General features: G+C 70.2%; 9 protein-coding genes. 4 read left to right on the forward strand and 5 right to left on the reverse strand.

The annotated features are described in order from the left end of the window. Positions 1-13: 13 nt before the first annotated feature. The 4 genes from OHS33_RS03385 (at position 14) to OHS33_RS03400 (ending at position 6,719) form a co-directional block, all read left to right on the forward strand. Positions 14-2,149, forward strand: a complete 2,136-nt coding sequence (locus OHS33_RS03385) for an alpha-galactosidase (protein ID WP_330328876.1) — start codon at positions 14-16, stop codon at positions 2,147-2,149. A 56-nt stretch (positions 2,150-2,205) separates the two neighbouring features. Continuing rightward, a complete protein-coding gene (locus OHS33_RS03390; RefSeq protein WP_330328877.1) occupies positions 2,206-3,714 on the forward strand; it encodes a glycoside hydrolase family 43 protein in 1,509 nt (502 codons plus the stop codon). Positions 3,715-3,756: 42 nt separating this feature from the next. Next, positions 3,757-5,511 carry a cellulase family glycosylhydrolase gene (locus tag OHS33_RS03395; RefSeq protein ID WP_330328878.1) on the forward strand — a complete coding sequence of 585 codons (1,755 nt, stop codon included), beginning with the start codon at positions 3,757-3,759 and terminating at the stop codon, positions 5,509-5,511. A 191-nt stretch (positions 5,512-5,702) separates the two neighbouring features. Next, positions 5,703-6,719, forward strand: coding sequence for a LacI family DNA-binding transcriptional regulator (locus OHS33_RS03400; protein WP_330300543.1), 1,017 nt, complete (start codon positions 5,703-5,705; stop codon positions 6,717-6,719). Positions 6,720-6,811: 92 nt separating this feature from the next. Here OHS33_RS03400 and OHS33_RS03405 read toward each other — a convergent pair whose 3' ends face one another. The 5 genes from OHS33_RS03405 to OHS33_RS03425 form a co-directional block, all read right to left on the reverse strand. Further along, complete coding sequence (locus OHS33_RS03405; RefSeq protein WP_330328879.1) at positions 6,812-7,528, reverse strand: glycoside hydrolase family 12 protein; 717 nt, start codon at positions 7,526-7,528, stop codon at positions 6,812-6,814. A 112-nt stretch (positions 7,529-7,640) separates the two neighbouring features. Next, positions 7,641-9,617, reverse strand: a complete 1,977-nt coding sequence (locus OHS33_RS03410; protein ID WP_330328880.1) for a beta-galactosidase — start codon at positions 9,615-9,617, stop codon at positions 7,641-7,643. Positions 9,618-9,679: 62 nt separating this feature from the next. Further along, positions 9,680-10,606, reverse strand: a complete 927-nt coding sequence (locus OHS33_RS03415; protein WP_330328881.1) for a carbohydrate ABC transporter permease — start codon at positions 10,604-10,606, stop codon at positions 9,680-9,682. Then, entirely contained in the window at positions 10,603-11,685 is a 1,083-nt protein-coding gene (locus OHS33_RS03420) for an ABC transporter permease (protein WP_330328882.1), read from the reverse strand. The genes OHS33_RS03415 and OHS33_RS03420 overlap by 4 nt, the downstream gene beginning before the upstream one ends. Beyond that, on the reverse strand, positions 11,685-13,346 hold the full coding sequence (locus OHS33_RS03425) for an extracellular solute-binding protein (RefSeq protein WP_330328883.1): 1,662 nt from the start codon (positions 13,344-13,346) through the stop codon (positions 11,685-11,687). Before OHS33_RS03425 ends, OHS33_RS03420 begins: the two co-directional genes overlap by 1 nt. Between the last annotated feature and the right edge of the window lie 323 nt (positions 13,347-13,669).

Here is a 13,669-nt window from a genome sequence, read left to right on the forward strand (position 1 = left end):
GATGGAAGCCACCATGACGACGGAACCAGGGACCTTTCACTGGGGGCACGAGGCCCTCCACCTCGAAATCGCCCTCGATGACCACGGCAGCCCGCGCCTCACACACCTCGGACGGCCCGGCGAAGCCCGGGAAATCCCCGGTGCGTCGCTGCCCCTGGTGGAGGTGACGGCCGCGGGTCACGGCCGTGGCTGGTCGGGCGACCGCCTGATCGGGACCGATCTCGGCGGGCGTCTGCGCCACCGGAGCCACCGCGCGACCCGCGACGGGGACTGGCACACACTGACCGTCCACCTCCACGATCCGGAATCCGGGCTGACCGCGGAGGTGACCTACCGGTCACCGGACGGCATCCCCGTACTCCGCGGCGAAGTGACCCTGCGCAACGAAGGGCGGGCCGCGCTGCACCTGGAGTCGGTCAGCTCGCTCGCGGTGGGCTGCCTGACCCCGCGGGATCCTGCGGCCGTCGAGGACGCGGAGCTGCTGTGGGCCGAGAACGACTGGCTCGCCGAATGCCGCTGGCGGCGACAGCCGATGCGCCTGACCACACCGGCCCACGGCGGACGCGTGAGAAACGGGCACGGAAGAGCTGGCTTCACCCTCAACGGACAGGGCACCTGGTCCAGTTGCGGACGCCTGCCCATGGGCGGCCTGACGGACCGGCGGACCGGCCGCACGTGGGTGTGGCAGATCGAGCACAACGGCGGGGGCTGGCGCTGGGAGTGCGCGGAGCACGACCGGGCGGTCTACGCGGCGTTGTTCGGACCCACCGACACCCATCACGGCTGGCGGCACTCCCTCGAACCCGGCGCCGCCTTCCGTACCGTCCCCGCCGCCCTGTCCTTCAGCGCCGACGGCGGGCCCGACGCCGCGTTCGCCGCGCTGACCCGCTACCGCCGCGCCCAGCGCCGCCCGCACGCCGACCACCGGCGCCTGCCCGTCATCTTCAACGACTACATGAACTGCCTGATGGGCGACCCCACGACCGGGAAGCTGATGCCGCTCGTCGACGCGGCGGCCGACGCGGGCGCGGAGTACTTCGTGATCGACGCCGGCTGGTACGACGACGACAACGGCGGCTGGTGGACCACCGTCGGCGCCTGGGAGCCCGCCGCCTCCCGGTTCCCCGGGGAGCGCGGGATCCACGAGGTGCTGGACCGCGTCCGGGAGCGCGGCATGGTTCCCGGGCTGTGGCTGGAGCCGGAGGTGATCGGCGTAGGCAGCCCGATGGCCAAGTCCCTGCCCGACGGGGCGTTCTTCCGCCGCGACGGCGCCCGCGTCACGGAGGCCGGCCGCCACCACCTGGACCTGCGCCACCCCGCCGCCCGCGCCCATCTGGACCGGGTCGTGGACCGCCTCGTCGGCGAGTGGGGCGTCGGCTACCTCAAACTCGACCACAACATCGACCCCGGCTCCGGCACCAGCGCCCACCCCGGCGAGACTCCGGGCGCCGGCTTGCTCGGCCACAACCGGGCGCACCTCGACTGGCTCGACGGCGTCCTCGACCGGTACCCGCACCTGGTGCTGGAGAACTGCGCCTCCGGCGGCATGCGCTGGGACGACGCCCTGCTCTCCCGGATGCAGCTGCAGTCCACCAGCGACCAGCAGAACCTCGACCTCTACGCGCCCATCGCGGCTTCCGCGCCCACCGCCGTCACCCCCGAACAGGGTGCCGTCTGGGCGTACCCCCAGCCGGAGGACTCCCCCGACGAGGTGGCCTTCACCATGGCGGGCGCGCTCCTCGGCCGGATCCACCTCTCCGGCCGCCTGACCGAACTCGAACCGGAGGCCCGCGCCCTGGTCCACGAGGCGGTGGCGGCGTACAAGGCCATCCGCGCCGACCTGCCGCAGGCCGTGCCGTCCTGGCCACTGGGCCTTCCCGCCTGGGACGACCCCTGGATCGCCCTGGCCCTGCGCACTCCCGACACCACCTACCTCACCGCCTGGCGCCGCCCCGGAACCGACGCCACGGCGACGCTCCGCCTGCCGCACCTGCGGGACACCGCCGCCCGCGTGGACACGCTCTACCCCTCGGCGAGCCGGGCCGTTCCCGACTGGATGCCCGGCACGGCCGAGCTGAGGCTGACCCTGCCCACCGCGCCCTGCGCCGTCCTGCTGCGCATCACCCCCGCGGACCACGGCACTTCCTGAACCACCCCACCCCACGCCCACATCACGCATCACGCATCGACGAGAGGACCCATCGGGTGCCCCCATCGCACCGGCCGGACGGACGCTCCGCCAACCCCGTGATCCCCGGCTTCCACCCCGACCCCAGCGTCTGCCGGGTCGGCGACGACTACTACCTGGCCTGCTCCAGCTTCGAGTACTTCCCCGGCGTTCCCCTCTTCCACAGCCGTGACCTGGTGCACTGGACGCAGATCGGCAACGCCCTGGACCGGCCGGAGCAACTGCGTCTGTCGGACGCGTGGTCCTCCGGCGGGATCTACGCCCCCACCCTGCGCCACCACGACGGCCGTTTCTGGCTGATCGTCACCAACTGCAGCGAGGGCGGCGGCAACCTGCTCGTGACGGCCACCGACCCGGCCGGGCCGTGGTCGGACCCCATCTGGGCGCCGGGTGTCCCCGGCATCGACCCCGACCTGGTCTGGGACGAGGACGGCACCTGCTGGTGCACGGTCGCCGGGGGCTCGCAGGTCCGTCTCGACCCGTCCACCGGGCGGACGTACGGTATCCCGCGCCAGCTGTGGTCCGGCGGGCCCGGCGCCAAGGCCCCGGAGGCGCCGCACCTGTACCGGATCGGCGACCACTGGTACCTGCTCATCGCCGAGGGCGGCACCGAACGCGGCCACGCCGTGTCGATCGCCCGCGGCCCCACGCCCGCCGGCCCGTTCGAGCCGTGCCCGGCCAACCCGGTCCTCACCCACCGCGGCACCGACCATCCCGTCCAGAACACCGGGCACGCCGACCTGGTCCAGGGCCCCGACGGCTCCTGGTGGATGGTGCTGCTCGGCGTACGGCCGGGCGGCGGCACTCCGGGCTGGCACGTGCTCGGCCGGGAGACCTTCCTGACCCCCGTGAGCTGGGTGGACGACTGGCCGGTCGTCGGCGAGGTCACCCTGGACCTGCCCGAACTCCCGTGGCCGCTCTCCCCCGGCCCCGTCGAGGAGCGGCGGGACGACTTCGAACTCGCCGAGCTGCGACCGTCCTGGATCTCCCTGCGTGACCGGCCCGCCGAACACTGCACCACCAAGGAGCGCCCCGGCTGGCTGACGCTGCGCGCGCGGGGCGGCTCCCTGGACGAACCCGACGCGGTGTTCACGGGCCGGCGCCAGCAGCACCTCACGTGCCGGGCACGGACGCTGACCGACCCGTCGGAAGGGCGCGGCGGCCTTGCCGTCCGTCTCGACGAGCAGCACCACTACGCGATCGAGGCGTCGGGCACGGAGGTACGGGTCGTCGCGCGCGTCGGCCCGCTGCGCACGGTCGTGGCCGCACGCTCCGTGCCCGCCGGGCCGGTGGTCCTCGCCGTCACGATCACGCAGCCGCCGCCGCACGGGCCGTGCACCGGCCCCGACCTCGTCTCCCTCGGCGTCGAACAGCCCGACGGCACGCTCGCCGAACTCGCGACCCTCGACGGCCGCTACCTGTCGACCGAGGTGGCCGGCGGCTTCACCGGCCGCGTCATCGGCATGTACGCCGCGGAAGGCACCGTCCACTTCGACTGGTTCGAGTACGAGCCCCTCGACGGCTGAACCAGGCCCCCCATCCGTACGACCGACCGAAAGGCACGACACATGAAGGACATACGGCGCCGCGCGCAGCACCGCGGCCGCGGCCCGGGCCGCCTCGCCGCCCTGCTGCTGACGCTGGTCGTCATGCTGGGGCTGAGCGCCGGCACCGCGCTGGCCGGGCCCGACGACCACCGCAAGCCGTCGCGGCCGGTGGTCCGGGTTCCGGACAACCCCATGGACGCCGTCGCGCGGATGCAGCCCAGCTGGAACCTGGGCAACACCCTGGACGCCATCCCGGACGAGGGGTCCTGGGGCAACGGGCAGACCACCAAGGCGACGTTCGACACCATCGCCGGCCAGGGGTTCCGCAGCGTCCGCATCCCGGTGACCTGGACCGACCACCAGTCCGCCACCGCGCCGTACACGATCGACGCCGCCTACATGGCCCGGGTCGAGCAGATCGTCGACTGGGCGCTGGCCGACGGCCTGTACGTGGTGCTCAACGTCCACCACGACTCGTGGATGTGGGTCGAGAAGATCACGAGCGACCACGACAAGGTGATGGCCCGGTTCAACTCCACCTGGTCCCAGATCTCCTCGACCTTCCGTGCCGCGCCGCGCACCCTGATCTTCGAGGGCATCAACGAGCCGAGCTTCGCCAACGCCACGGACGCGCAGAAGGCCTCCTACCTGAAGGAGCTGCAGACCTCGTTCCACTCCGTGGTCCGCGCTTCGGGCGGCGCGAACGCGAACCGCATGTTGTCGCTGACCACGCCGGGCGGCAGTGGTGACCAGGTCCACCTGGACAACCTGTACACCACGATCACCTCACTGAAGGACCGTCAACTCATCGCGCAGGTGCACTTCTACAGCTGGTACCCGTTCAGCGTGAACGTGGCGGGCGGCACCCTGTACGACGACGTCGCGCAGAAGCACCTGGAGGATTCCTTCGCCGCGATGTACCGCACCTTCGTCGCCAGGGGCATCCCGCTCTACCTCGGCGAGTACGGCCTGCTGGGCTTTCCCGATCAGTTCCATCCCTCCCGCATCGAGCGGGGCGAGGCGCTGAAGTACTACGAGCACGTGGGCTACGGGGCCCGCAAGTACGGCTTCACCACCGCCCTGTGGGACGCGTTCGGCTACCTGAACCGCGACACCCTCCAGTGGCGTGACCCGGCCCTGTTCGCCGCGATCAAGTCGAGCTGGACCACCCGCTCGGGCACGGCATCCTTCGACAAGGTCTTCGTCCCGAAGTCCGGCCCGGTCACGGACAAGTCGCTCACCCTGAACCTCAACGGCACCTTCTTCCGCGGGCTGTGGCAGGGCGACACCAGGCTGGTCGCCGGACGGGACTACACCGTCACCGGGAACCGGCTGACCTTCACCGCCAAGGCGCTCACCCGTCTGGTCGGCAACCGCGCCTACGGCGTCAACTCGACGCTCCAGGCCCGGTTCGCCAGTGGGCTGCCCTGGAACATCGACATCGTCACCAACGACGCTCCGTCGGTGGCGGCCGCCACCGGCACCACGGACTCGTTCGCCGTCCCCACCCAGTACCGGGGCAACGACCTGGCGGCCATGCACGCCACGTACGCCGACGGCACCAACGCCGGTCCGATCGACTGGAACCCCTACCAGGAGTTCAACAAGGCGTTCTCGCCCGACTACCCGAACGGCACGATCATCCTGACCCCCGAGTTCCTGAGCGCGCTCCACGACGGGCAGCCGGCGACGCTGGTCTTCCACTTCTACAGCGGCGCCACCGCCACCTACCACGTCACCAAGTCCGCAAGCGCGGTCACCGGCACGGTCTCCTGACGCGCCACGCCCCCGCCCGCGCCCCGGCCGCCCGCTCCCCCGGGCGGCCGGGGCACCCCACCCAGATCGTCGAAGCGCTTCGACTCAGGGTTGGACACGCGTCCGTGCTGGAGCTAGTGTCGGCATGCGGAACACCACATATATGGTATGACGCGGACTGTCGAAGCGTTTCACAAGACTGGGAGAGCTAGATGGTAACCCTCGTCGAGGTCGCCCAGCACGCCGGAGTGTCGGCGAGCACGGTGAGCTATGTCCTCAGCGGCAAGCGGTCCATCTCCGCGACCACCCGGCTGCGGGTCGAACAGAGCATCCGCGAGCTGGGGTACCACCCGAACGCCGGTGCGCGTGCCCTGGCCAGCAGCAGGTCGAACATCATCGCGCTGATGGTTCCGCTGCGCACCGACATGTACGTGCCGGTGATGATGGAGATCGCCATCGCGGTCGCCACGACGGCCCGGACCCACGGGTACGACGTGCTGCTGCTGACCGGCGAGGAGGGGCCCGACGCCGTCCGCCGCGTCACCGGCAGTGGGCTCGCCGACGCGATGATCCTGATGGACGTCGAACTCGACGACGAGCGGCTGCCGCTGCTGCGCGGCACCGACCTGCCGTCCGTACTGATCGGGCTGCCCGCCGACACCTCGGGGCTGACCTGCGTCGACCTCGACTTCAAGGCCACCGGCGCGTTGTGCGTCGAGCACCTGGCGACGCTCGGCCACCGCGACATCGCCGTCATCGGCGAGGCCCCCGCGGTCTACGAACGGCACACCGGCTTCGCCGAGCGCACTCTCGACGGACTCCGCTCCCGGGCCCGGGAGTTGGGCATGAGGATGTTGCACCGGCCGTGCGGGGGCGGCTACGACGCGATGGCCGTCACCCTCGCCCGCATCCTCGACGAGCGTCCGGGCACCTCCGGGTTCGTCGTACAGAACGAGCAGGCGGTCGAGCCGCTGCTCGCCCTGTTGCGCCGCCAGGGCCGCGCCGTGCCCGAGGACGTGTCGGTGGTCGCGATCTGCCCGGACCAGGTGGCCGTTCAGGCCTCGGTGCGGCTGACGTCGGTCTCCATCCCCGCACAGGAGATGGGCCGGCACGCGGTCGACCGTCTGGTCGCCAAGCTCGACGGCCGCGGAACCGATGAAGTCGTGCTCATCGCACCCGAATTGACCGTACGGGAGAGCACGGGGTCGGCGCCCTCCCCCGCCTCCTGACCCGACACGCCTGCGGGGCCGAAACGCCTGCGGGCCGAGGCCGGTCCGCGCCCGGGGAAGGCGCGGACCGGCCTCGGCCCTGAGGTCTCGGGTCAGCCTCCGCTGACGGTCAGGTTGTTGGTGGTGAAGTTGAGGCCACCGGACGACGAGGTGATCTCATAGCCGAACTGGACGTCGCCGATGGTCTCGCTGCCGGGCATCCAGCCCTTGGTGTGCGCGATCCAGTGGAGGATCGGCTTGACGTCCACGGTTCCGGAGTGGGAGTCGGACGTCCGCAGGAACGAGAACACCTGGTTCGACCCGTTGGTGCCCTTGTAGACGTTCCAGTTGTGTCCGCCGAGCGAGACGGTGGCCTGCCAGGTGCCGATCGGGCCGACGGCCCCGTTGTAGTTGACCCAGAGCATGATCTCGTACCGGTGGCCGGTGTCCCAGATGTCGTACGAGGTGTTGTAGGCGCCGGACGACGGGACGCTGACGTTGTAGCTGCTGGTGAGCCAGCCGAGGGAGTCGATCGTCTTGTTGATCGTCTTCGTGGAGTTGGGGTAGGACTTGATGCCGCCGGTGTTGGGGTGATTGGCCCAGACACCCCAGCCGGTCCCGGAGTTGGCCCAGATGCACTGGCTGCCGGTACCGGAGCCCCAGACGTTGTTGTAGAGCTCGTAGCCGTTCAGGCTGGTGCTGCCCCATTGGTCGCAGGAGTTCCAGACTGCTGCCGAAGCGGGGGCGGAGGCCAGGCCGACGGTGGCACCGAGAGCCATCGCCGGCGCCAGCACCGCCATGGCGATCTTGCGCATCGCATTTTTGACCATGGTGTCCCTTCCATGGGTGGGGGGAAATTGCGGGAGTGCTACTGCGCCCCCTGGCGGGGGACGCGATCCTCTCCGGCGACGCGATCGATCGGGTGGGCGCCACCGGAAGAAGTCATGGCTTCGACGACCGGAGCACCGCCACGCCGTGGCGGCCGAGGGTCACCCGGTCGGTGACGGCCGTCCCGGTCAGGAGGTCGTGGTGGGTGCCGGGCACCTCGACGGTCACCGGCTCGCGGCCGTGGTTGAGCACGAACAGCGCCTCGCCCCGGCGGACCGCCTCGACCTGCTCGGGGAGGCCGTCGAGCACCGGCCGGACGCCCGCGCCGGAGGCGATCCGGGCCAGCAGGTCGCGCAGCGCCTCCGGTTCGGGGAGCGTGGAGACGTACCAGGCCCGGCCCTTGCACAGGACGGCGGGCAGTGCGTCCAGTTCGCCGCCCTTGTACGCCACGGCCTCCTCGGCGGTGCCGTCGCCCTCCAGCTCCTCGGACCACAAGGACCCCCTGAAGCCCTCGCAGGTGACGGTCTCCCCCGCGTCCAGCGGCCACCACTCGTGCAGCGTGCGGATGCCGAACAGCTCGCGCAGCCGGGGATCCATGCCGCCGGGGCGGACCCGGTCGTCCTGGTCGGCGACGCCGGTCTGGAAGCCGCAGACGAGGGTGCCGCCCCGGCCGACGTGGGCGAGGAGGTTGTCGATCGCCGCTTCGGTGAGCGCGTACAGCTGCGGCACGACGACCACGGCGTACGGCGTCAGGTCGTGCTCGGGGTGGGCGAAGTCCGTGGTGAAGTGCGCCTGCCACAGCGCCCGGTGCCAGGCGCGCAGGATGTCCGGGTAGTCCACCAGCTTGGACGGTCGGCCGTCCTGGGCTCCGGCCCACCAGGCGTTCCAGTCGTGCAGGACCGCGATGTCCGCGGTGACGTTCCGGCCGCTCACCCCGGAGGCGATCCGCTCCATATCCGCTCCGAGCTGCTTGACCTCCTGGAAGGTACGGCCCTGTTCCCCGGCATGACTGACCATGCCGGAGTGGAACTTCTCCGCGCCCTGGCGGGACTGGCGCCACTGGAAGTAGCAGACGGCATCGGCGCCCCGGGCCACGGCCTGGAGGGACCAGAGCCGGCCCAGTCCCCGGGGCTTGGGGTGGTTCACGCCCCGCCAGTTGACGGGCCCGGCGGCCTGCTCCATGAGCATCCACGGCCCGCGCGCCTGGGAGCGGGTCATGTCCTGGACGAGGGCGCCGCTCTGGGCGCCCAGCGGGTCGCGCGGATCCGGATAGATGTCGACCGAGACGACGTCCTCCTCCTCGGCCCAGCGCCAGGCGTCCTGGCCCACCCACAGCGGCATGAAGTTGCTGGTGACCGGCAGGTGCGGGGTGTGGCGGCGGACGATGTCCCGCTCGGCGGCGTAGCACTCCAGGAGCATGTCGGAGGTGAAGCGCCGGAAGTCCAGCACTTGGGTGGGGTTGCGCATGTAGTGGGGCAGGCGGGGCGGCAGGATGCCGTCCCAGGTGTCGTAGCCCTGGCTCCAGAAGGCGGTGCCCCAGGTCTCGTTGAGGGCGCCGAGGGTGCCGTACTTCTCGCGGAGCCAGCGGCGGAAGGCGGCCGCTGCCTCGTCCCCGTAGTCGAAGGTGCAGTACTCGTTGTTGATGTGCCACATCGTCAGGGCCGGGTGGCCGCCGTAGCGGGCGGCGAGGTCCTCGGTGATGGCGGCGGCGTAGCGCCGGTAGGTGGCGCTGGAGTGCGAGAAGTGCTGCCGGCCGCCCCACCACTCGGTCCGGCCGTCCTCGGTGACGGGCAGGGTGTCCGGGTGGAGCCGGCCCAGCCAGGGCGGGGGCGAGGAGGTCGGGGTGGCGAGGACGACGCCGATCCCGTTGTCGTGCATCAGGTCCATCAACGTGTCCAGCCGCCCGAACTCCCGGGCGCCGGGCTCCGGTTCCAGCGTCGACCAGGAGAAGACGCCGAGGGTGACCGAGTTGACCCCGGCCGCCTTCATCAGCCGCACGTCCTCGCGCCAGGTCTCCTCGGGCCACTGCTCCGGGTTGTAGTCGCCACCGAAGAGCAGGCAGCCTCGTGTCACATCACTCAGATCGGGCATCAGATGGGCTCCTCGTGGTGCGGGCGGCGCCGGTTGGCGGCACGGCGGACCGAAGGAGGGCTTCAGCCCTTGACGGCGCCGGTGAGCATGCCCTTCTTGAAGTGCCGCTGGACGAAGGGGGAGGCGATCGCGACGGGGATCAGCGCGAGGACCATGACGGCCATCTGCAGTCCCAGTGCGGAGAGTTGTCCGGTGCGGACCGCCTGCTGGAGGCCGGTCGGCGCCTCGGTGTGCTTCTGGACCAGCTGGATGAGCACGTTCTGCAGCGGCATCATCTCCTGGTCGGAGAGGTAGATGGAGGCGTTGAACCAGGAGCTCCAGTAACCGACCGCGTAGAACAGGGAGATGACGGCCAGCACCGCGCGCGACAGCGGCATGACGATGGTCAGCAGGATGCGCAGGTCACTGGCCCCGTCGATGCGGGCCGACTCGGTGAGTTCGGGTGAGATCCCCATGAAGAAGGCCCGCAGGACGAGGATGTTGAAGACGCTGACCGCGCTCGGCAGGACCAGCGACAGATAGGTGTCGGTGAGGCCCAGCGACTGCACCAGGAGATACGTCGGGATGAGGCCGGCCCCGAAGAACATGGTCGCCATCATGCTCATCAGGAAGAACCGGTGGCCCAGACTCCCCGGCCGCGACAGGCCGTAGGCCGCCAGCACCGACACCGTCATCGAGAACAGCGTGCCGAAGAGCGTGACACCGGCCGAGACCATGATCGCCCGGCTGACCTGGCCACCGCCGAGCAGTTCGGTGTAGTTGACGAAGGTGATGCCCCGGGGGATCACGACGAGGCCGCCGGCCCGGTCGATCACGGGTTTGGGCGAGAGGCTGGTGACGATCACGATCCACAGCGGAGCGAGCACCCCCAGGCAGCAGAGCAGGAGGAAGCCGCTCTTGGCTGCGAGTCCCGCCTTGCTCGGCGACTCCTCCCACACGGGGCGGGCGGGAGCCTTGAGGCTGCGGACGAGCTGTGTGTTGAGGCTCATTTCTTGTACACCCCCTGCTCGCCCAGCAGGTGCGCGAACTTGTTCGCGCCCAGGACGAGGCAGATTCCGATGAGCCCCTTGGCCAGGCCGACCGCGGCCGCGTAGCTGAAGTCGCCGTTCTGGATGCCCATGTTCCACACGTACGTGTCGAGGACCTCGCTGGCCCCCGCGCCGACCGCGTCCCGCTGGAGCAGGAACTGCTCGAATCCGACGCTCAGCGCGTCGCCCACCCTGAGGACGAGCAGCAGGGCGATCACCGGGCGCAGCGCGGGCAGCGTCACGTGCCACATGCGGCGCCAGCGCCCCGCGCCGTCCATGGCGGCGGCCTCGTACAGGTCGGTGCTGACGGCGGACAGGGCCGCGAGGAAGACGATGATCCCCCAGCCTGCGTCCTTCCACACGGACTGCGCGGTGACCAGGTACTTGAAGAGGTCCGCGTTGGTCATCAGGTCGAAGCCGCTCCACCCGTGCTGCTCCAGGGTCTGGGCGATGACGCCCGCGCCGCCGAAGAGCTGCTGGAACACGGTGACGACGAGGACCCACGAGAAGAAGTGCGGCAGATACATGATCGCCTGCGCCACGGCCCGCACCCGGGGCCGGATCACGCTGTTGATGAGCAGCGCGAGGGCGATGGGGACCGGGAAGAACAGCACCAGTTGGAGCGCGAACAGGAGGAGGGTGTTCTTGGTGGCGCTCCAGAACAGCGGGTCCTCGAACATCCGCGAGAACTGCTCGAAGCCGACCCAGGGACTGTGGAAGATCGCCGTGATGCCGTTGCTGGAGACGTACGGGTCGTAGTCCTGGAAGGCGACGATGTTGCCGAGCAGCGGGAGGTAGTTGAAGAGCGACAGCAGCAGGATGACGGGCACCGTCATCAGGATGAGCGCACGGTCACGGCGCAGCCGGATCCGGAACGCGACCGTGCCGCCCTTGCTCTTCCCGCCCGGCGCCCGCACCTTCGTCCCCGCGGTGGCGGCCCCGGCCTTCGTCCCCGCGGTGGCGAGCGCGACCGGCGTCGGCTTCTCGACGGCCGTGGGGGAACGAGTCCCGTCGGGCCTGCTCCCGGCCGTGAGGGACATCAGTTCCCGCTGCCGTTCTCGTCGAGGAGCTTCTTGTACCAGTCGCGCAGCTCGTCGCCGCCGGAGGACCTCCAGGTGGAGATGGCGGCCTGCACGTCGGAGAGCTTCTTGTTGCCCCGCACGTAGTCGATCTGCAGTTGCTCGTGCTGGCTGGCGAGGTTGGCGTAGCGGGTCGGCTCGACGATGGTCATGCCGTATATGGACGTCTTCTTCATGAAGGCCCCCATCCGCTGCTGCCACTCGACCTGCTTGCGGGCGACCTCGGGGAAGTCGGGGTGGGCGTAGTAGGGAGCCGGGGCCGCCAGCATCGTCCAGGCGTTGATCAGCTCGGAGTTGCCCTGGTCGGTCTTGACGGGGACGCCGTCCTTGACCGTGTAGTGGGTGCCCTCGACGCCGTAGTCGACGAGCATCCGCTCCTTGGTGCCGTAGGGAGCGGCCGAGAAGTTGGCGGCGGCCAGCGCGTTCTCCACGGTCTCCTTCGAGGCGTCCTTGCTGATCAGCGACCAGATGATGGCGGGCGAGGACGCCCAGAGCGTCGGGTTGCCGCCGCCGGCGCCGAAGATGTCCATGGCGTCGATCCGGAAGCCCGGGTTGGCCTGGGCCTGTTCGGCCGTCCTCTGGTACCAGGCGGACATGTCGTCGTTGTAGACCAGGATCTCTCCGGCGGTGAAGCGCTGGCCCGCGTCGCCGGAGCGCGCGATGTCGTCGGGGTGGACCACGCCGGCTTCGAACAGCTTGCGGGTCCACTCCAGGGCTTCGAGGTATTCGGGCCGCTCGATGGCGTACCTCAGCTTGCCGTCGTCATCGATGTTCCATTTGGGACAGGCGCCGAAGATGCTCCCCGAGAGCCAGCTCATGTCACCGCAGGCCCACACCTTGGCCTTGGCGCTGGTGACGTCCTTGGCCCAGCTGAGGAACTCGTCGGCCGACTTGGGTACGGACCAGCCCTTCGTGTCGAAGAGGTCCTTGCGGTAGTACGGCACGATGAAGTTCGCGGAGGCGGCGGGCATCGGGATACCGCGCAGCGCGCCGCCGAAGATGCCCATGCGCCAGGCGTCGGACGGAATCGCGGCCAGGTTCGGGTACTTCTTGACCTTGTCGCCCGCCAGGTGGGGGCCGAGGTCCATGAACTTCGCGGTGACCGCGTTCGCGATCTTGCCGACCAGGTGCCAGTTGGCCACGACCACCATGTCGGGTACGGAGCTGGAGGCGAGGACGGCGCCGAGCTTCTCGCCGTAGGTGTTGCCGTCCTGGTTCTGCCAGGTGACCTTGGTGCCCGCCGCCGCGTCGACCGCCTCGTAGTACGCGCACCCGGCCTTCGGCGGGGTGCCCCAGAGCGGGGACATGATCTTGAGGGGAGCGCCGGTGCCGAGCTTGGCCGGGACCGAGGCGGCGAGGGCCGCGAGGTCGACCTTGGCGATGTAGCCGTCCGACGAACCGTTCTTCGAGGGAAGGTCCGGCTTGGCGACCGTGCTGGCGACGTACGTCGGGAGCAGCTTGACGGCGCCCTTGCCCGCCGTGGTCCCGTTGGGCGTCCCGCTGCCCGAGCCGCCGCAGGCGGTGAGCAGCGGCATTCCCCCGGCCACCGCCGCGGTGGCGACCGCCGTGGAGGCGAGGAAGCTTCTCCGGCTCGGTCCGGAGGAGGCGGCATTCGGCGTCATTGCGTCAACCCTTCATGGCGCACCTGGTCACCCGGCGGTGGGGCCGTCGGCTGCGGTGTCGTGACTGGAACTGACTCAGCTGAAGCGGACATCCGACCACTGCGACGCGCATTACAGTCGAAGCGCTTCGATGTTGCAGTGAGGTTAAGTGAACACCCAGGGGCGCACAAGGGTGGCTTCCAAGATTCCCTCGTGGCCGGGAAGAGACTCTTCGTATGCGCTGCTTGAGGCAAGGGCATGGATCCCTTGACACCCACCCTGATGCCTGACGAGCATCGAAGCGCTTCGAAAACACCTGCCGCTCCACCTCAAGGGGATCCCGC

Origin of the sequence: Streptomyces sp. NBC_00536 (assembly GCF_036346295.1) — a bacterium.
Taxonomy (GTDB): Bacteria; Actinomycetota; Actinomycetes; order Streptomycetales; family Streptomycetaceae; genus Streptomyces.